13 protein-coding genes are annotated in these 18,486 nt (G+C 57.4%); 8 read left to right on the top strand and 5 right to left on the bottom strand.

All coding sequences use genetic code 11. The features are described 5' to 3' along the window. Positions 1-311: 311 nt before the first annotated feature. The 4 genes from ICA15_RS04225 to ICA15_RS04210 all read left to right on the top strand — a co-directional run bounded on the left by ICA15_RS04225 (position 312) and on the right by ICA15_RS04210 (position 7,324). Entirely contained in the window at positions 312-2,252 is a 1,941-nt protein-coding gene (locus ICA15_RS04225) for a hypothetical protein (RefSeq protein ID WP_210553725.1), read from the top strand. 119 nt (positions 2,253-2,371) lie between these two features. Next, positions 2,372-3,718 carry a hypothetical protein gene (locus ICA15_RS04220; protein ID WP_210553724.1) on the top strand — a complete coding sequence of 449 codons (1,347 nt, stop codon included), beginning with the start codon at positions 2,372-2,374 and terminating at the stop codon, positions 3,716-3,718. Next, the gene (locus tag ICA15_RS04215; RefSeq protein WP_210553723.1) at positions 3,660-4,316 is read left to right on the top strand and encodes a hypothetical protein; all 657 of its coding nucleotides are present in this window, start codon (positions 3,660-3,662) and stop codon (positions 4,314-4,316) included. The genes ICA15_RS04220 and ICA15_RS04215 overlap by 59 nt, the downstream gene beginning before the upstream one ends. Positions 4,317-4,555: 239 nt before the next feature. Next, positions 4,556-7,324 carry an autotransporter outer membrane beta-barrel domain-containing protein gene (locus ICA15_RS04210; protein ID WP_224450848.1) on the top strand — a complete coding sequence of 923 codons (2,769 nt, stop codon included), beginning with the start codon at positions 4,556-4,558 and terminating at the stop codon, positions 7,322-7,324. Positions 7,325-7,656: 332 nt separating this feature from the next. Here the strand turns inward: ICA15_RS04210 and ICA15_RS04205 are convergent, their stop codons facing one another. Then, complete coding sequence (locus tag ICA15_RS04205) at positions 7,657-8,052, bottom strand: YbaN family protein (protein ID WP_150617709.1); 396 nt, start codon at positions 8,050-8,052, stop codon at positions 7,657-7,659. A gap of 10 nt (positions 8,053-8,062) precedes the next feature. Next, positions 8,063-8,650, bottom strand: coding sequence for a YecA family protein (locus ICA15_RS04200; RefSeq protein ID WP_150602977.1), 588 nt, complete (start codon positions 8,648-8,650; stop codon positions 8,063-8,065). Between the two features lie 378 nt (positions 8,651-9,028). Here ICA15_RS04200 and recQ point away from each other — a divergent pair, with 378 nt between their 5' ends. From recQ to ICA15_RS04185, 3 genes are all read left to right on the top strand, one after another. Further along, complete coding sequence (gene recQ, locus ICA15_RS04195) at positions 9,029-11,158, top strand: DNA helicase RecQ (protein WP_150602976.1); 2,130 nt, start codon at positions 9,029-9,031, stop codon at positions 11,156-11,158. A 319-nt stretch (positions 11,159-11,477) separates the two neighbouring features. Further along, positions 11,478-11,912 (top strand): MarR family transcriptional regulator, encoded by a 435-nt coding sequence (locus tag ICA15_RS04190; protein WP_150618563.1) that lies wholly within the window; start codon positions 11,478-11,480, stop codon positions 11,910-11,912. 127 nt (positions 11,913-12,039) lie between these two features. Further along, positions 12,040-13,830 (top strand): FimV/HubP family polar landmark protein, encoded by a 1,791-nt coding sequence (locus ICA15_RS04185; RefSeq protein ID WP_210553722.1) that lies wholly within the window; start codon positions 12,040-12,042, stop codon positions 13,828-13,830. A 183-nt stretch (positions 13,831-14,013) separates the two neighbouring features. Here the strand turns inward: ICA15_RS04185 and ICA15_RS04180 are convergent, their stop codons facing one another. Next, the gene (locus tag ICA15_RS04180) at positions 14,014-16,203 is read right to left on the bottom strand and encodes a patatin-like phospholipase family protein (protein WP_210553721.1); all 2,190 of its coding nucleotides are present in this window, start codon (positions 16,201-16,203) and stop codon (positions 14,014-14,016) included. Positions 16,204-16,274: 71 nt separating this feature from the next. On the opposite strand from ICA15_RS04180, the gene ICA15_RS04175 reads away from it, so the two are divergent. Then, entirely contained in the window at positions 16,275-16,562 is a 288-nt protein-coding gene (locus tag ICA15_RS04175) for a SelT/SelW/SelH family protein (protein WP_093442622.1), read from the top strand. Here ICA15_RS04175 and ICA15_RS04170 read toward each other — a convergent pair. Continuing rightward, entirely contained in the window at positions 16,556-17,449 is an 894-nt protein-coding gene (locus tag ICA15_RS04170; RefSeq protein WP_210553720.1) for a DMT family transporter, read from the bottom strand. The genes ICA15_RS04175 and ICA15_RS04170 overlap by 7 nt on opposite strands. 153 nt (positions 17,450-17,602) lie before the next feature. Further along, positions 17,603-18,367 carry a helix-turn-helix transcriptional regulator gene (locus tag ICA15_RS04165; RefSeq protein ID WP_210553719.1) on the bottom strand — a complete coding sequence of 255 codons (765 nt, stop codon included), beginning with the start codon at positions 18,365-18,367 and terminating at the stop codon, positions 17,603-17,605. Positions 18,368-18,486: the final 119 nt, after the last annotated feature.

The raw sequence follows: 18,486 nt of genomic DNA, 5'->3' as shown, positions 1-18,486 counted from the left end.
TTTTTTGTTTCATCACGAAACGTCAGGAATCGCGGCGCACAAGCCGGCGGATTCTGGCGTAGCTGTAGGCAACGACGCAAGAATCTGTGGCCGAAATCCGTGTCGGCAGGTTTCCTTTAAACGTTTGTTGTTTATTCCGTGTCGACCTGCCAGTTCGGCGAAATCTCCGACGAGCGGTAGCAATACCTGTAATTTCTGACAGTAGCCGCTTTCTGACGATGCGCGCTAAATGAAGCCAGCCATTCGAAAGTTGTCGCAGTGCGACAGCTTGCGAACCAGCAAGCCTCAACATTCGTCAGGGAATACGTGCGATGTCAGCTCACAAAACGCCGAACGATGAAACGACTCTCCCGAGTGGGCCGCGTGCTGATATTCCAGCCCCCAAGGTGCCCTTGGTGCTGGATCCGAATGATCCTCTGGGGCTACTGCCGCTGCGAGCATTGACGCGGGATCTGGAGGTCACGTTTGAAGGCCTGGACTTCAGCACCTTTCCCGGGAGCGTCGATTTGGTGGAACTGGGTTTCATGGCGCGTGGCGCCGATTTCATCGCTGTCAATGAGCGTGAGTACCCATCCAGTATTCCTGTGCAACAGCCGCAAACCCTCACTATTCCCAGGAGCCTTTTAATCCAGGGAGCTTACGACGTTTCGATCTGCTTTTCTCCCAGCATGGTCAACCCTGCGGAGTCCCTGAGGAAAAGCATCACTATTGACACCACCCAGCCCAATTTTGGCCTCCAGCCCCATGCGGTCATTTTTCCTGACGAGTTGAACGGTGCCATCACAGAAAGTTATCTGACGCAACACGGACAGGTCATCGTCGAGGTGCCGTTTTACTTAGATGTCACAACGGGCGATCGAGCAGTCTATTTCTGGACGGACACGCAGGATCCGAGTGACCGCGAAGTTGAGATCGGCGAGCAGGAATTCAGCGAGCAGGAGATTATCGACGAGCGTTTGCTGATCACGGTGCATGCCGATGAGATCCGCGCGTGGGGACACGGTGATCGCTATATGTATTACCGGCTCAGGGATCGCGCGGGTAATACCGGGCCGAATTCGAGGCGGGCGGGAATCTTTGTCGATCTCTCGCCGCTTCCAGGCGCGCTGCTACCTCCCGAGGTGCCTTTGACGCGTAAATTGCTCGACCGTCAGCAGGCCCGCGAAGGCGTTCAGGTGAAAATTGAACGTTATGATTTCGCGGACGCGGCGCATCGAGTCGCCATCGACTGGGACGGCACCGCACTGGCAGAGATACCGGTCGAGCCCAGCGGTTTTCCGTTGGAGACCACTGTCCCGTGGACGGCCATTCACGCACGGGGCAATGGCCCTTCACGACCCAAAGTGAGTTATCGCATCCGTCTGGCAGATGGCAGCTACACCGCATCTTCGCCTGACATTTCCGTGGCACTGGACTTGACCATAGCCGGCCAGGATCACGTGGACGCCCCGGCATTGCTCAATGAAACCCTGGTCAAACTGGAAATTCGCGGGCAAAAGTCCGATCTCGCCAACCAGTTGCGCAGTGTGGACTTCGGACTGCCGGCAAGAGCGTTACTGGTGCTCTACGACAATCCTCAGCCTTATGAGGAAATCGATGTGTATTGGGGGCCGATTCCGACGCCCGTGGCGACTTATCCGGTGAAGGCGGGTGATGTATCAGGCAGCCTTGTCGAGGTTGAAATCCCCTGGGAGCACATCCTGCCAGAACTGCAGAATCCGAATTTGCCGGTTTACTACGTCACCCGCAATGGTGTGAATGAACAGTACTCACGCAAGACCGAAGTCAAGGTGTCGATTGTCATCATCGAAAACCTGAAGGCACCGACATTCCCTCATGCAGGAAAAGAAGGCGTCTTGCATTGTTGTTCCGTTCCTCGCTTGTGGGAAGGCGTTACGGTTCATATAGCGGGCAACCCACACTTCGCAGCAAGGGATGAAGTGATTGTGCACTGGCAAGGATGTCGTGGGCTAAACGGAACTGACCCGATTGTGGACGCCTATCACGAATTTTCGAAAATCATTGATCCTGCGGAAGTTGCAAATGGCTTCGATATCGTCGTAGCTGATTACGAGAAGTTGATAGCACCTATGGTGAATAACGGTTCGGCCCTTGTCTGGTACATCTTGTACAAAGGAGATGATGGTATAGGTCGGTCGCGTCCGGATTTTGTAATTATCAATAGAACCATGCCCAGTGGTGAGATCTGTTCGCCAACGAATGAGGTTTTTTGCCGGGAAGTGAATTCCTGAGCAAATAAGCAGTAGGTGGAAGTCAGGTGTGGCGGATCAAGTTTTTATTGATCCGAGCGTTTGGTTGTTTCGCGAGTATGAGTTTTCAAATATCTGCTTTAATGATCAGGAGATGGATAATGACTGTCTATGAAAAGAATGCTAAGGGAAAATCCGGCAGAGCTGCAGTAAATACCATCCGTGCCGCCAAATCGGCTCGAGCGATAATGCCGCCGGTGTTTCAGGGGTTGTTGCCATCTGTTCCAGGAGATGAAGATAACAAGTTACCGAAAGCTCGGCAGAATGTTGATAATGACATCGTTATCACTCTGCCGGTGTTGTCTCCTCCACCGGTAGACCGTACGCCGGTAGACTTGCGTTTGTTGTGGCAAGGTGTGCCAGTGGGCGAGCTCAAGGAGCTGGAAACACCGTTAAACCTTCAGGAAACACTGACGTTGCCTTCACTTTATACAAGTGCTGAAGGCCTGTACCTGTTGAGCTATGAAATGTTAGTTGTTAATGATCCCACCAAAGATATCCCCTCTGTCCAGATTCTTATTGATAAGACAGCGCCTAATCAGAATGGCAAGGGAGCGGTCATACAGCTACCCGCCGAATATGATGATTTGCGTATTACAAAAGAGCGCCTGGAGGACAATCCAGAGATTATTTTAACGATTCCTCTACACCCTGATCGAAGAAACGGTGATATTGCCAACGTCTATATGGGGGCGAGTTTCCCGGCCGCGTTTATTGGCGCCTATGTGGCCCCCGATGACGGCAGTAGCGCAATGACGGTAACACTGAAAAAGCTGCAGGTCGAAAACGGCCGCGAGGGCGCGCGAATCATCTATTACACCTGGACGGATCGTGTCGGTAATGAGGGGCCGCCCTCCAGTGAACTCAACATTGTTGTCGAACTTACTTCGGCCCCCGCCAACCTGAAACCACTTGTAGTGCCTGCGGCGGACGCCCCTGACCATCTAATCACCCTAATGGAAGCCTACCCCAATGTTGGCGTAACCATTGAGGCGTATGACAACGTAGGTCCGCTCGATGAAGTGGCTTTGCTTTGGGATGGAATTGCGCAATCACGCCAACGGGTCGTCGATGCAGGTTTCCCGATAATTTTCGACATTCCCTATGAGCATGTGAAACGAAACGGCCTCGGGCATAGACCTGTCTCTGTGCGCTACTCCGTATGGCGGGGGGATCAGGAATACCCTGAACTGACTGCGGTGCCTGTGTTTATCGATCTGCGACGCCCAGGTACAGCGCCACCTGATCCTGAGAACCCGGAAGTCGGAAATCCAAACCTGGCACCTGTGTCGATTCAAGCGGCAAATACTGTCGAGCCCAACAAATTTGAACTGGACGATGCGGGGCATGATGGTACGGCGACGACAATTATTGATAACGTCCGCGTGGATGGGGATATTTATCAATTGTATTGGGGGGGGCGTAGCTGTTCCAGGAGGACGTTATGAAGTTGACGGGACGGAATTAGATGATCAAGAAATAGAGTTCATCATTCCACACGACTTTATTACAGCTCAAGGTAATAATCCGGCAGTACCGGTGCATTACGAAATTACCAACCCATCGTTGTCGGATGACAACGCCAACCCGTCGTTACGTCAACTTGTCAGTGTCTACGTCGTTGCAATTACCCTGCCTGAGCCGGTGATTAACTTTACTGAATTCAAGCGTGGTCAGGAATATTTAACCTGCTCGTCATTAAGGTCTATTGCTGGTCAAGGGCTTGTAGCTGTAATCACTGTACCCGGAGGAGCGCCTCTTGAGGATCAAATGGAGTTGAAGTTTATCTGGGATGGTTTTGGTTGGGATGGCACGGCGCCTGTTCCATTACCGCCCTATGAATTCACAAAGATATTGTCCAACAACGAGCATCTAAACGGGTTCACAGTGTATTTACCATACGACAAAGCATTGATGCCGATTCAGGATGGCACGGGAAGTATCAGGTATCAGGCTACAGTCGGTGCGCGTGAGGAAACCTCGGCTAAGCACGAGTTGCGAGTCATTGCGCGCGATGGTGCTGGAGCTGTCTGTCGGATATTTTGATGAGTAAATAAGTAGTTCATTAAAAAGGAAGACGTCAGTCTTCCTTTTTTTATTTCTACTGTCGTGTTTGTTTGCGGTCTGGAGTTTCTGCAAAGACGTCGTGCGGAAGTAGGACGCCAGCTGTGGAGAATTCGCTATTCAGTATCGGACTAATCCTACATTCGGCGGGAAGTTTTCGCATTAAGCTGCCGGCGGCTAAATAGCCATCCTCATCGGGCGGCAAAAAACTGGAGCATGTTGTGAAAATTCTACGAACGAAATTGGTGCTTTTTTCTCGAGGGCCTATAACTTTTATGGCGCTTTCACCTCTGTTGTTTATCAGTCCACCCCTGATGGCATTGACAAGCGTGGGAGCGGGCGAAAATGTAACTATTGTTGACAGTACGCCTGTTGATAATTATCTGGTGCGCAACGGCGGGGTGTTAAACACCGAAAATGCGCAAACCCATGAAGTGTTTGTACAGAGCGGTTCAACCATCAACGCGACAGGCGGCGCTTTCGTGGGGCGCAATCGCAATAGCGGCATTACCCTGACCAACAGTCAGGCATCACTGACCGGGGTAACGTTGAGCAGTGATGGGTCGGCGCTGACGCTGAGGCGTGAGATAGGCTCACCCACTGGTTCTTCTGCCGTGGTCACGGACAGTGTCATACGGGGCGGTAAATCGGGTGTACTGATCACTGGATTGAGTACGCTGGAACTTAACGGCGGTGAAGTCACGGGTTTGCTGGCGGACAGCGTCGGAATCGACATTTTCGCAGGCGAGGTTCGCGCCAACGGCACAACCATCAGTGGCGGCGCCAACGGTGTGCGGATGGCTGCAAGCAGTGGCAATCTGACTGACACCCTTCTGACGCTCAATGGTGCCACGCTGGAAGGACGGGAGTCGTCGGCCATTCTCGTTCAGGAAGGCGTTCAGGCACAGATCAGCGTTCTGAATAACTCGCAACTACTGGCTGGCAACGGCATTCTGCTCGATGTTCAAGATGCATCGGCGGCGGCCATGACGGTTATCGGCAGCGCGTTACAAGGCAATATCAACGTTGCTGGCGGCAGCACTGCCAATCTCACCTTTGATCAGAGTTACATGACGGGCGACGTACTGGTCGATGACAGCTCGAAAGCCAGCCTCACTCTGGACAATCATTCGCAGTTCACCGGTCGCCTGGACAATGTCGCCAGCGTCATCCTGGATAATTCTTCCCAGCTCACCGGCCAACTGGACAACGTTGACAGTGTCACTCTGCAAAATCATTCGCAGCTCTCCGGTCACTTGAGCAATGTCGACAGTGTCATCGTGGATAATTCTTCACGGCTCACCGGTGACCTGGAAAATATCGGCAGTGTCACTTTGCAAAATCGTTCAGAGCTCTCCGGTAACCTGGAAAATGTCGACGTCCTCGCCCTGGATAATTCTTCACAGTTCACCGGTCACCTGGACCATGTCGACAGCGTCACCCTGGACAATTATTCACAGCTCACCGGTGACCTGGAAAATGTCGGCAGTGTCGCCCTGCAAAATCATTCACAGCTCACTGGTGACCTGGAAAGTGTCGACGGCGTTACCCTGCGAAATCGTTCACAGCTCACCGGTCGTCTGAACAATGTCGACAGCGTCACCCTTCAAGATCATTCCCAACTCACCGGACGCCTGGACAATGTCGGCAGCGTCAATATCAGCAGCAACTCGAACTGGACGATGACCGCCAACGGTTCGATCGGTGCCTTGAGTCTGGATGGGGGCAGTGTCACTTTTGGCGCAGCGGATGCGCCCACTTCTTATCGCCAGCTGAACGTCGGTACGCTTTCGGGCAACGGCACGTTTGTCATGAAAGGCGATTTTGCCAGCGGTGAGCGTGACTTCCTGAATGTGACGGGCGCTTCGGCGGGTGATTTTGGTCTCGCAGTGGCTGCGTCGGGGCTGGATGCAGCCTCGCCACAGCAATTGATACTGGCGCGTACCGCCACGATCGATGCGGCGCAGTTTGCCTTGGCGGGCAACGGTGTTGTAGACGTCGGTACCTGGTCTTACAGCCTGAACAGCCGAGAGAATGACGACGGCGGCAAGGATTGGTTTCTGGATCCTGCCACCGAGGTGATCAGCCCGGGTGCGAGTTCCGTGCTGGCGTTGTTCAACACCGCACCCACCGTGTGGTACGGCGAGCTAAGTTCGTTACGCAGCCGCATGGGTGAATTGCGATTCAACGGTGGCGAGGCGGGCGGCTGGATCCGCACCTACGGCAATAAATACAACGTGGCCGCCGGGTCGGGTGTGGGCTATCAGCAACAGCAGCAAGGGTTGTCCCTTGGCGCTGATGCCCGGATCGGTGAAAGTCAGGTATTGGTCGGGGTGCTGGCGGGGACGAGCAAGTCCGATCTGGACCTGGACCGTGGCACTTCAGGCACGGTGAAAAGCTACTACGTCGGTCCGTATGTAACCTGGCTCGACAGCGAGACCGGTTACTACTTTGACGGCGTGCTCAAGTTCAACCGGTTCCGCAATGAGTCCAAGGTCAATCTCAGTGATGGCAGCCGCACCAAGGGTGACTATGACAATTGGGGCGTGGGCGCATCCGCCGAGTTCGGTCGGCACATCAAACTGGCTGACGACTACTTCATCGAGCCGTTCACACAATTGTCGGCAGTGCAGATTCAGGGCAAGCAATACACCCTGGATAACGACATGGACGCCGATGGCGACCGCATGCGTTCGTTGGTCGCCAAGGCGGGGGCCACGGTCGGGCGCAACTTCGCGTTCAATGATGGCGCCATCGCCCAGCCTTACCTGCGTGCGGCAGTCGCACATGAGTTCGCGTCGAACAACGAAGTGAAGGTCAACGACAATGTGTTCAACAACGACTTGTCAGGTTCTCGTGCCGAGTTTGGTGCGGGGGTGGCCGTTGCCCTGTCCGCGAAATGGCAAGTGCATGCCGATTTTGATTATTCAAAGGGTGAGCACATCGAACAGCCTTGGGGGGCGAATGTGGGCGTGAGGTTTAATTGGTGAGGTGCAGTTAAAGGATTGGTGTGCTGGCCTGTGACAATAAAAAACAATTTATCGGGACTTTCAAAAACCGCTGCTCTTTGACCTGAGCAGCGGTTTTTTTGTGTTGCCAATGGGGCGAACCATGCCCGCGAGCAGCAGGGGACGAAGCGGGGGTAGCAGTTAAAGGCTTCCGGATGCCGTGTCGCGACTCCTTCAGAGCGGTGTCGGTTGTCGGTGGGGCGGTTTGATTGATTAAACCTTTGCGTGGAGAGTTGCACACCTGTCAGATCTGACAGACGCGTGATGATTTCCGATGAATGGCGGGGCGCTTGCGGGGATTGTTGGAGAGTGACTCAATGCTTGCGCAGAGTTTTTTGCCGCAAAATGTAGACCGTGACAAGCACTGCGCTGGTCAACATGAACCCTCGCGCCCATGGGAGTGGCACCAGATAGCAAGAGAACAGAATGCTCGCCCACATCAGCCCGATCGCGTAGACCTTGCCCTTGAGTGGAATGCCGTTGCCATCGAGATAATCGCGAATCCATGGCCCGAGCCGGGGATGCTCGACCAGCCAACGATAGAAACGCGGAGAACTGCGGGCGAAACACGCGGCCGCGAGTAGCAGGAAGGGAGTGGTGGGCAAAACGGGGAGAAAAATCCCGATCACCCCCAATGCCACGCTGAGCCAGCCGATGGCCAGCAGGCAGTAGCGCAACATCAGGGGGCGGTTGCCTATGGGGTTGTCCATAGGCTGAATCTTAGTGGTGACGTGGCTTGAGGATCGCCGGTTTTTCGTCTGGCGCCTGGCACAGCAGGTACAGAGCTGTCAGGGCTTCCGGGATCTGCACGATCATGTCGTCCATCAGATTGGCGTCACTGGCGATGTCTTCGAACTCTGGCTGCTCGTCGAACAGGCCCGAACCGACCATGATCGGCAGGAGCATTTCGCTGACTTCTTCTTCGGCAGTTTCGAACCAGGCGGCTTCACGCAGGAACACGCCTTCCATGAAGCCGATGCACCAGCCGCGCAATTCCGAATCGTCCGGATCTTCGCCCAGATCCAGCTCGCACGGCAGTTCGAACTCTTCGTCGGACGCCAGTTGACGGGCGATGTGCGCCTTGAGGCCGATCAGGGTGGCTTCGATCTCGGCACGCTGAGCTTCGTCGCTGTAACGCGGCTCTTCAGCGAACAGGGCGTCGATCCATTCACGCTCCGGGACGTCTTCGGAGCAGATCGACAACGCGGTCAGGTAACCGTGGGCGGCCACGTAATCCAGCGCCTCGTCGTGCAGCTCGTCGGCGTCGAGGAAGACTTGCAGGCGGGTCAGTTGCTCAGCGAAGGACATTACGTTGCTACCTTGGGGAATCAATAATGCGGGAATTCTAGGCCTTCTTGCGTGCTCAAGCCAGCCGCATGGCATTTTTACAGGGCTGACCCCGTGTAGGAGCTGCCAAAGGCTGCGATCTTTTGATCTTGTCTTTAAAAACAGAATCAAAAGATTGTCCGATCGCGGCCCGAGCCTTCGGCAGCTCCTACAAGGGCGCAAAGAAACTGTCGACGGGTGTCGCCCTGTGCAGGGGAGGGCTCGGGTATACTGCCGCGTTTTGCGATCCCTGCCCGCATTGCGGTTGTCGTGCAATGCGTTCTTACGTTTTGTTTAAGCGGCCTTGGCGGTTCTGAACCAGCCTGAGCAGGGATGTATCGGTAGATTTTTGGAGTTTTTATGCTCGAACAGGCACAACGCGTCCTCAAGGACATCTTCGGCTACGACAGTTTCCGTGGCCGCCAGGGTGCAATCATTGAGCGCGTGGCCAGTGGCGGTGACGCGCTGGTATTGATGCCTACCGGTGGCGGCAAATCCCTGTGCTTCCAGGTCCCGGCGCTGCTGCGCGAAGGCCTGGCGGTGGTGGTTTCGCCGTTGATCGCCTTGATGGACGATCAGGTCGCCACCCTCGAAGAGCTGGGCGTGGCGGCCGCCGCGCTGAACTCTACGTTGAGTGCCGAACAGCAGCGTGATCTGGCAACGCGGATCAAGCGCGGCGAAGTGAAGATGCTCTATCTGGCGCCCGAGCGTCTGGTGCAACCGCGCATGCTGTCCTTTCTGCAAAGTCTCGACATAGCGCTGTTCGCCATCGACGAAGCGCACTGCGTATCGCAGTGGGGTCATGACTTCCGTCGCGAGTATCTGCAGCTCGGGCAACTGGCCGAGTTGTTCCCGACTGTGCCGCGCATCGCGCTGACGGCCACCGCCGACAAACGTACCCGCGAAGAAATCGTCGAACGCCTGCATCTGCAGAACGCCGAGCGCTTCCTGTCGAGCTTCGACCGACCGAACATTTTTTATCGCATCGTGCCCAAGGAACAGCCGCGCAAGCAGTTGCTGGCGTTTCTTGCCGAGCGACGCAGCGATGCCGGCATTGTCTATTGCCTGTCGCGCAAGAAGGTTGAAGAAGTTGCGACATTCCTGAGCGATCAAGGCTTCCCGGCGCTGCCGTATCACGCCGGTCTGCCCAACGAGCTACGCGCCTTCAACCAAAAACGTTTCCTCAACGAGGAAGGCCTGATCATGGTCGCCACCGTGGCGTTCGGCATGGGCATCGACAAGCCCAACGTGCGTTTTGTGGCCCACCTCGATCTGCCGAAATCCCTCGAAGCGTATTACCAGGAAACCGGGCGCGGTGGTCGTGACGGTCTGCCGGCGGATGCGTGGATGGCCTACGGTCTGCAAGACGTGGTGATGCTCAAGCAGATGCTGCAAAACTCTGAAGGCGACGAGCGCCACAAGCGTCTGGAGCAACACAAGCTCGACGCCATGCTCTCGCTGTGCGAAGAGACCCGTTGCCGTCGTCAGACGCTGCTGGCGTATTTCGACGAGCAGATGGCCGAACCTTGTGGCCATTGCGACAACTGCGTCGACGGCGTGCAGACCTGGGACGCTACCGAGCCTGCACGTCAGGCGTTGTCGGCGATCTTTCGCACCGGTCAGCGTTATGGCGTCGGCCATCTGGTCGATGTGCTGCTGGGCAAGGACAACGAAAAGGTTCGCAGTTTCGGTCATCAGCATCTGTCGGTGTACGGCGTAGGCAAGGCACTGAGCGAAAGTGAATGGCGCTCGCTGTTCCGTCAATTGGTTGCGCGTGGGCTGGCCGACGTCGACCACGAAGGTTATGGCGGCTTGCGTTTGAGCGACTCCTGCCGACCACTGCTCAAGGGCGAAGTGACCCTGGAACTGCGCCGCGATCTCAAACCGCAAGTCACCGCCAAGAGCGGCAGCAAGAGCCAGGCCAGCCAGCTGGTGCGCGGCGAGGAGCGCGAGCAGTGGGAAGCCCTGCGTGCGTTGCGGCGCAAACTGGCCGAAGAACACGGCGTGCCGCCGTATGTCATCTTCCCGGATTCGACACTGCTGGAGATGCTGCGCAGCCAGCCAACCTCGCTGGCGGAAATGGCCCGGGTCAGCGGCGTTGGTGCGCGCAAGCTGGAGCGCTACGGCGATGCTTTCCTCGAAGTGCTCGGCGGCGAGGTCGAGGCACCGAAAGTGGTGGCCGATGTGCGGCACGAGCTCATCACCCTGGCCCGCGCCGGCATGACCCCGATGCAGATTGCCGGGCAGTTGCAGTGCTCGGAAAAGAACGTCTACAGCATGCTCGCCGAGGCGATCGGCAAGCAGCAGTTGTCGCTGGAGCAGGCCCTGGACTTGCCTGAAGAACTGATGGGCGAAGTGCAGGACGCGTTTCTCGACGGCGAAGGCGAATTGCCGCCGGTCGCCGAAATCGCCGAACTGTTCGCCGGTCGTGTTCCGGAAGGCGTGCTGTATTGCGTGCGGGCCGCGCTGCAATCCGAGTTTGAAATGTAATTCGGGCCCGAGCCCCTCATCGGAACGCCGCCCGCCCAGCCCTCTCCCAGAGGGAGAGGGAGCCGACCGAGGTGTCTTGCGTCCGACATCGACCTGAAAGCCTGAGTCGATTACGGATTCAGTAAAGCCCTTTCAGGTCGACGAAATTCTCCAGCATCCCCCAATCAGTCCCCTCTCCCTTTGGGAGAGGGTTAGGGTGAGGGGCTTTTCAAGATGTAACGATTCAGTACAGAGCGACACTTGCCTATAGCTGCAGCTCATGCTTAGCTGACTAATAATTAGTTTTTCTCTATTACATCAGTCTAACCACGAGTGTTTTATGCCGTTAACCGATCAACACCGCTTTGGCATGCAGTTGGCCCAGATGTCCCGCGGCTGGCGTGCCGAGCTGGACCGGCGTCTGGCCGGCCTAGACCTGTCCCAGGCACGCTGGCTGGTGCTGCTGCATCTGGCGCGTTTCGCAGAAGCTCCGACCCAGAGTGAGCTGGCGCGAAGCGTTGGTGTCGAAGGCCCGACCCTCGCACGCTTGCTTGATAGTCTGGAAAGCCAGGGGCTGGTGCAACGCCAATCCGTGATGGAAGACCGCCGGGCGAAAAAAATTGTCCTTTGTGCACCGGCTCTGCCGCTGATCGAACAAATCGAAACCATTGCTACCAAACTGCGCCACGAATTGTTCGACGGTGTCGACGAGGCGGATTTAAAGGTGTGCATGCGTGTTCACGGGCACATTCTGGCCAACCTGGAAAAATCTTGAGGCATAACCGCGCACCAGTTTTTTGAGAGATCGCACTGAGCAGACTATAAGAACTACTAGGCAATATCGTGTTCGTACCGGATGTGCGAACGCATAGAAGTCGGTTTTGCTTATTTAAGGGATGCTCATGCTCGCAAGTTGGCACATGGTACTGCGCGTTTACGCCAAGGGATTATTGGTGGCTGGCGCATTCGGCTATTCGACCTTGTCGATGGCTTTGGGGCTGGGCGAGATCTCGGTTCACTCAGCCCTCAATCAACCGCTCAAGGCCGATATCGCTCTGCTCGATGTCGGCACGCTGACGCAGAACGATCTGTCGGTGAGCCTGGCCACGGCTGAAGAGTTTGGCCGTGCCGGGGTCGAGCGGGTGTTTTTCCTCAACGACCTCAAGTTCACGCCGATCCTGCATGGCAATCGCCAGATGATCCGGGTGACCTCCAGCAAACCGGTCAACGAACCTTTTCTGAATTTTCTGGTGCAGCTCAATCAGCCCAATGGCCGCTTGCTGCGCGAATACACGGTGCTGATCGATCCGCCGGGCTCACCGGGTATCGTCCCGGCTACCGATGAGCCAGACCCGCGCGCGCAATCCTCTGCATTCCCCACCGTCGAACCCGTGAGCGCGCCACCACAGGCAGCACAGGGCAAACGCGTCATGCCTGCCGCGCCTCAAACTGCATCGACGCCATCCAACGATGCACTGGCCGAACAACTGGCCGCCAGCGTGTTGCAGAACCAGCAGTTGCAAAAGTCCCTTGATGAGCTGAACGCCAGACTGCAGGCGCAGGATGTGCAGATTGCCGACGGCAGGAAGCAGGTCAGTGATCTGCAAACACGCTTGATCGAGCAGCAAAAGGCACCGCCCGCGCCCGCAGCGACACCGGCGCCAACACCGATAACTGCCGCTGCGCCAATCGAGTCCGCAGAGGACGGTTGGAATTGGCCATTGCTCGGTGGCTTGGTGTTGCTGGGGGCATTGGCCGGGTTGCTCGTGCACCGTCGACGCCTGCAACAGCAGCAGGGCGATGCACCGATGCCGTTGTTACCGTTGCGCAATGAGCCCGATGTGGACGAAACCGATTCCTCACAAGAATCGGCCGAACCGGTCAGGACGCAGGCCTCCGCCGATCACCGTGAAGAGCCAGCGGCGGGTGATGTGCTGGAAGCCGTGGCGATTTACCTGGCCTATGGGCGCCTCGGCGAAGCCGCCGGACTGTTGCGCGATGCGCTGCACAAAGAGCCGGAGCGCACTGATCTTGGTTTGCAGCTACTCGAAGTGCTAGGGCGTCAGGGCGATAGTGCCGCGTTCGAGCAGCAGGAAAGTCATTTGCGTGAGCAGGGGGTTGGTGCACAAGCCTTGCAGGATATCCGCGCTCGGCATCCGAAGCTGCTGGGTACTGCGCCGTTGGCGGCAGCCACGCCATCGGCCATTGGCATTGCTCCGGTCATCGTCACCGCCCCCGCGTTGCCCGAGGACAATTTCGAGTTGAATCTGGATGCGTTGTCGATGGACTCCAGTTGGGATCTGGAAGATAGCCGTCCGGCACAGGCTCAGTCCGCAACAGACGACTCCAGTTTCTCTTCCAGTTTGAAAGTGTTGCCACAGGACTTTGACCTGCCGGAGACCGCGGCCAGTGAAGACGCGGAGCTTGAATGGATCCCGGAGCCCGAGGCGCAGCCGCTGGACGATGACTTCCTTGAAGCATTTTCCGATCCGCTGCCGTCGCTGGCGTTGGAGCCGTTGGATTTACAGATGCCAGCACCAGACGAGGCGGGGGCGGGGAAGCTCGAACAGGCGCAGACCTGCATCGATGACGGAGACATCGACAGCGCGATTACGCTGCTCAATGAGTTGCTCAAGGACGGGGATGAGCCGTTGAAGCAAACCGCACGAACGCTTTTGGCAGGGATCCGCTGATCCCTTGTAGGAGCTGCCGCAGGCTGCGATCTTTTGATCTTGATTGTAGAAAGCAGGATCAAAAGATCGCAGCCTCGTTTCACGAGACAGCTCCTACAGGGTTTTGTCAGCAACGCTGAAACCTGTGGGAGCGGGCTTGCCCGCGATGGCAATAGTCCAGGCAACGTCCATCCTCAATCTTGATCAAAACGTCTGCCCCAGATTCAAATACACCGCCTGCTCATTCGCATCATTGAGCCCGTAACTGAAATTCAACGGCCCCAGCGGTGTATCGAAGCCGATAAATACACTCGCCGCATTGATGTAACCACTGTCGAACTCGTTGTCGTTGTTCCACGCTCGCCCACGTTCCAGCGATCCGCCGGCGTACAGCGGGAAGTCCAGCGGCAGATACGAGCGCGGTGTCAGCCGGCGGTAATACACCGCCCGCATCAGACTGATGTTCTGCCCGGAAATAGCATCCTCGCGGAACCCCGACAGCTGCCGCGCGCCACCGAGCAGGAAGCTCGACGTCACCACATTGGTGTCGTCGAGGGTACGGCCATAGCGACCGCCCAGAATCAATGTGTCCGGTCCGCGGCTCATGGCTTTATCGAATTTGAACTCCCACTGCCGATAACGCGTATCCGAGCCCAGGCTTGGGTCGAATTGCAGGAATGTCAGGCTGACGTCCTTTCCTTCATGGGGGTAGTAGACGTTGTCCAGTGAATCGTAGGAATACTTCAGCGAATAGAAGCCCTCGTTGAAATTCTCGCTGGGCAGATCCTGGTCGCCAATGCGCACATCGGCCTTGCCCCAGGCCTCACCGACGCCGAAGCGCACTTCGCCGTTGTTGCCGATTTGCCGGCCGACATTCAGGGCCATGCCGTAACGCTCGACGCGGTACTGGGCAACCGGATCATTGTCGAGCACCGCATCGACGTTTTGCGCCTCAAACACCACCGACGGCGCGATGAAGTAGCGCGAGCCAACGTCCAGCGGCTGATAGAACTCGCTGTACAGTTCCTGCTTGTCGCCAATCTGCACCCGCGTCAGCCATTCCGCGCCGAGACGATTGATGCCGTTTTTGCGGTAACTGGCACCGAGATTGAAAGCGCTGCTGCCGCGCATGTCGTCTGACAGGTTCAGGCCGACCCTCAGGTAATCGGTGCCACTGCGTTTGCCGCGGGCACTGATGACCAGGGTGTGATCCTGCCCCTTGTGCGCCACGCGGTACTGCACCTGTTCGAAGTAGTCGAGGCCGTACAAGGTGCCCATGTCCGAATGCAATCGACCCAGATCCAGCGGCTCGCCGATGTGTTGGCGAATGTAATAGCGGATCACGTCGTCGTCGACTTTCGAATCGTTCTCGACCTTGATCGCGGTGATGATCGGCGTGCGTTGCCCCGGCGCGCGAGCGGCATTGAGTTCGGCGTCCTGGGACTCGGCTGGCTTGAGACTGGCGAGGCGCGCATCAAGGATTCGGGTTGCGCGATAACCCGCATCGATCATTTCCTGGGCGCGGCCGAAATCAGTCACGCCGAAGCTTGCCAGCGCCGGCTGGATCAATACGTCCGTCGGTTTCAGCGCGGCCAGTTGTTCTTCCGAGTTGCGCCGGGTCATCAGGGTGATCGACTGGTTGAGCACATCGACCACAGTGTTCAGTTGCTTACGGCTGCGTAGCGGCGTACCGATGTCGACCACGATGGCGATGTCGACGCCCATTTGCCGCGCGACATCGAGCGGAATGTTGTCGGTCATGCCGCCGTCCACCAACAGGCGGCCGTCGAGTTCGACCGGCGCGAACACCGCCGGGATCGACATGCTGGCGCGAATTACCTGTGGCAGATGGCCCTTGCGAAACACCACTTTTTCGCCGTTGGCGATGTCGGTGGCCACAGCGCGGAAGGGGATCGGCAGCTTGTCGAAGTCTCGCGTGTCGCTGGTGTGAGCCAGCAAGCTTTCCAGCAGCAGTGCCAGATTCTGCCCCTGAATCACGCCCAATGGCAGGCCGAGGCTGCCGTCGTCGCGAAAGCTGAGTTTCTGTTTCACCAGAAAGTCGCGGTCATCCTGTTTGCGCCGAAACGGCACGTCTTCCCGGGGCGGCGCATCGGACAACGCTTGCTGCCAGTCGATGCCAAGGGCGAGTTTTTCCAGTTCATCAATCTTGTAGCCCGACGCATACAGGCCGCCGACCACCGCGCCCATGCTGGTGCCGGCAATCGCGTCGATCTTGACGCCTTGCTCTTCCAGCGCCTTGAGCACGCCGATGTGCGCCAGACCACGAGCAGCGCCGCCGGACAGCACGAGGCCGACTTTCGGTCGCGGCGTTTCGCTGGCAATCACGAACAATGGAAGAAAACCAAGCAGCAGGCAGAACAGCAGACGGCGCATTGTGAGTCTCGGGGCAAGCGATAAAGCCGAGTATTATAGCGGCGCCCTCTGTCTCCGGAGTTTCATTGAACATGACTGTCGCAAAAGCAGAAGTTGTCATCACCTATTGCACCCAATGCCAGTGGCTGCTGCGCGCCGCGTGGCTGGCGCAGGAGCTGCTCAGCACCTTCGGCGACGACCTCGGCAAAGTGTCACTGGTACCGGGCACCGGCGGGGTGTTTCACATCACCTGTGATGGCGTGCAGATCTGGGAGCGCAAGGCCGATGGCGGCTTTCCGGAAGCCAAGGTGTTGAAGCAGCGGGTGCGCGACCAGATCGATCCTGACCGCGACCTCGGCCACAACGACCGCACTCAGTGAGACGCGGCTTCGGCGGCGACGGTTTTTTTGTCGGCATTGCCTGACATTCGCGCAGACACCACGATGGCGACGATGATCAGCGCACCGCCGAGCAGCATGCGTAACGTCGGATTTTCATCGAACAGCCACCAGGCAATTGTGATGCCGTAGACCGGTTCCATGGCGAACACCACAGCGGCGGTGCGTGCCTTGATCACTGCCAGACTGGCAACGAACAGACTGTGCGCGACGCCGGTGCAGAACACGCCGAGCAGGGCGATCCACAACCAGTCCAGCGCGCGCACTTCGCTCAGTTGCGGCGCCGCCACCGGCAGCAGACACAAAGCCACCACGACGTTTTGACAGAGCGCCGCCTGCACTGCCGGGATTCGTCCGGAGCTGGCGCGGTTGGTCAGCGACAACAAGGAAAACAGCAGCCCGGACAACACCGACCAAAGCAAGCCTATGGTCGCGCCGCTACCGAGATCGAACGCGGGGGTTACCAGCACCAGACCGACGCTTACCAGCACCACCAGCAGAATCTCATTGGCGCGGATGCGCTCGCGAAAGATCAGCCCTTCAAGAATCACCGTGAACGCGGGGAAACTGGCAAAGCCAAGCGTCGCGATGGCTACACCCGCGACCTTCACCGAAATGAAAAAACTCACCCAGTGCCCGGCCAGCAATACACCGCTTAGCACGAGACGCCGCCAGTCCACGGCCTGAAGTTTCTGCCAGCCATGCTGGCTGGCGAATCGGGCAAAAAATGCCAGCGCGATGACGGCGAAAGCGGCACGTCCAAACACAATCACGGCAGGGGAGGCAGCGGCGAGTTTGCCGAACACGCCGGTCAGGCCGAACATCAAAGCGCCAATATGCAGGGCGCCGAGGGCGGTACGCGGAGTCATCGCAATCCTTCTATTTCAAACCCAGTCTCAATGTAGGAGCTGCCGAAGGCTGCGATCTGTTGATTTTGTTTTTCCGATCAAGATCAAAAGATCGCAGCCTTCGGCAGCTCCTACATATTGAAACGTGTAGAAGCCAATAAATCTGTCGGCAAACTATCGTCCTTTGTCGCCAGCCTCGCGCCGCAACTGGCCCGGCGATGCGCCAAATTCGCGCAGCACCGCGGCCGCAAATGCGCTTTGCGAGCTGTAGCCGACCCGACTGGCGATTTCGCCAATCGGCAGCACAGTCTCACGCAGCAGGGTCACAGCCTTGTGCAGGCGCCGACTGCGGATGTAATCCATCGGCGTCTGTCCGCATTCGGCCATGAAACGTGCATGCAGACGCGCACTGGACAGCCCGGCGACCCGCGCCAGATCGGCGACTTGCAGCGGATAAGCGGCGTTTTGCTCGATGTGCGCATCCAGCGCCGCGTAAGGCAGGCGTCGGGCGTTGAGTTCGGCAGGTTGCGCATGATTGAGGCTGGCCAGCAGCAGCACCGCGCCTTGCTGTGCAATCAGCGGATCGCTGACCGGGTTGTTCGCCAGCCAACTGACCAACTGGCTTTGCCCGGAATTCAGCGACAGGCGCGCAGGGTTGTCGAGCAAACGACGGCTGGCCTCGGCATGGGCACCGAGAGAGTCCGTCAGCCATTGCCCGTCGGGGATATCCAGCACCAGACAATGGCTGCCTTGCGGACTGCCGCAAGCGTGATGAGCGCCGGATGGAATCACCACGAAACTCTGCTGACGCACCTGACTGCCACAGCCCTCGACCTCGAAATCCAGCGCGCCGGACAAGCCGAACACCAGTTGTGCATGGTCGTGGCTATGGACGATCAGGTCGTGAGTGTAATGACGCAGGGTGAGGATCGGTCGCATGGCAGGTCGTCTCCGAAGTGACCGACAGTCTACACCGGCGCCCCTTGAGTACGTTGTCACAGGACTGACTCACGCTTGTCATGGTCGATTAACCCGGCCGGTGCACTCTTGCGAAAACA

The sequence above is a fragment of the Pseudomonas sp. P116 genome (assembly GCF_020149425.1).
GTDB lineage: Bacteria > Pseudomonadota > Gammaproteobacteria > Pseudomonadales > Pseudomonadaceae > Aquipseudomonas > Aquipseudomonas anatoliensis.
Note: the sequence above shows the minus strand (reverse complement) of the source record. Positions and strands in the feature narration are given on the sequence as shown.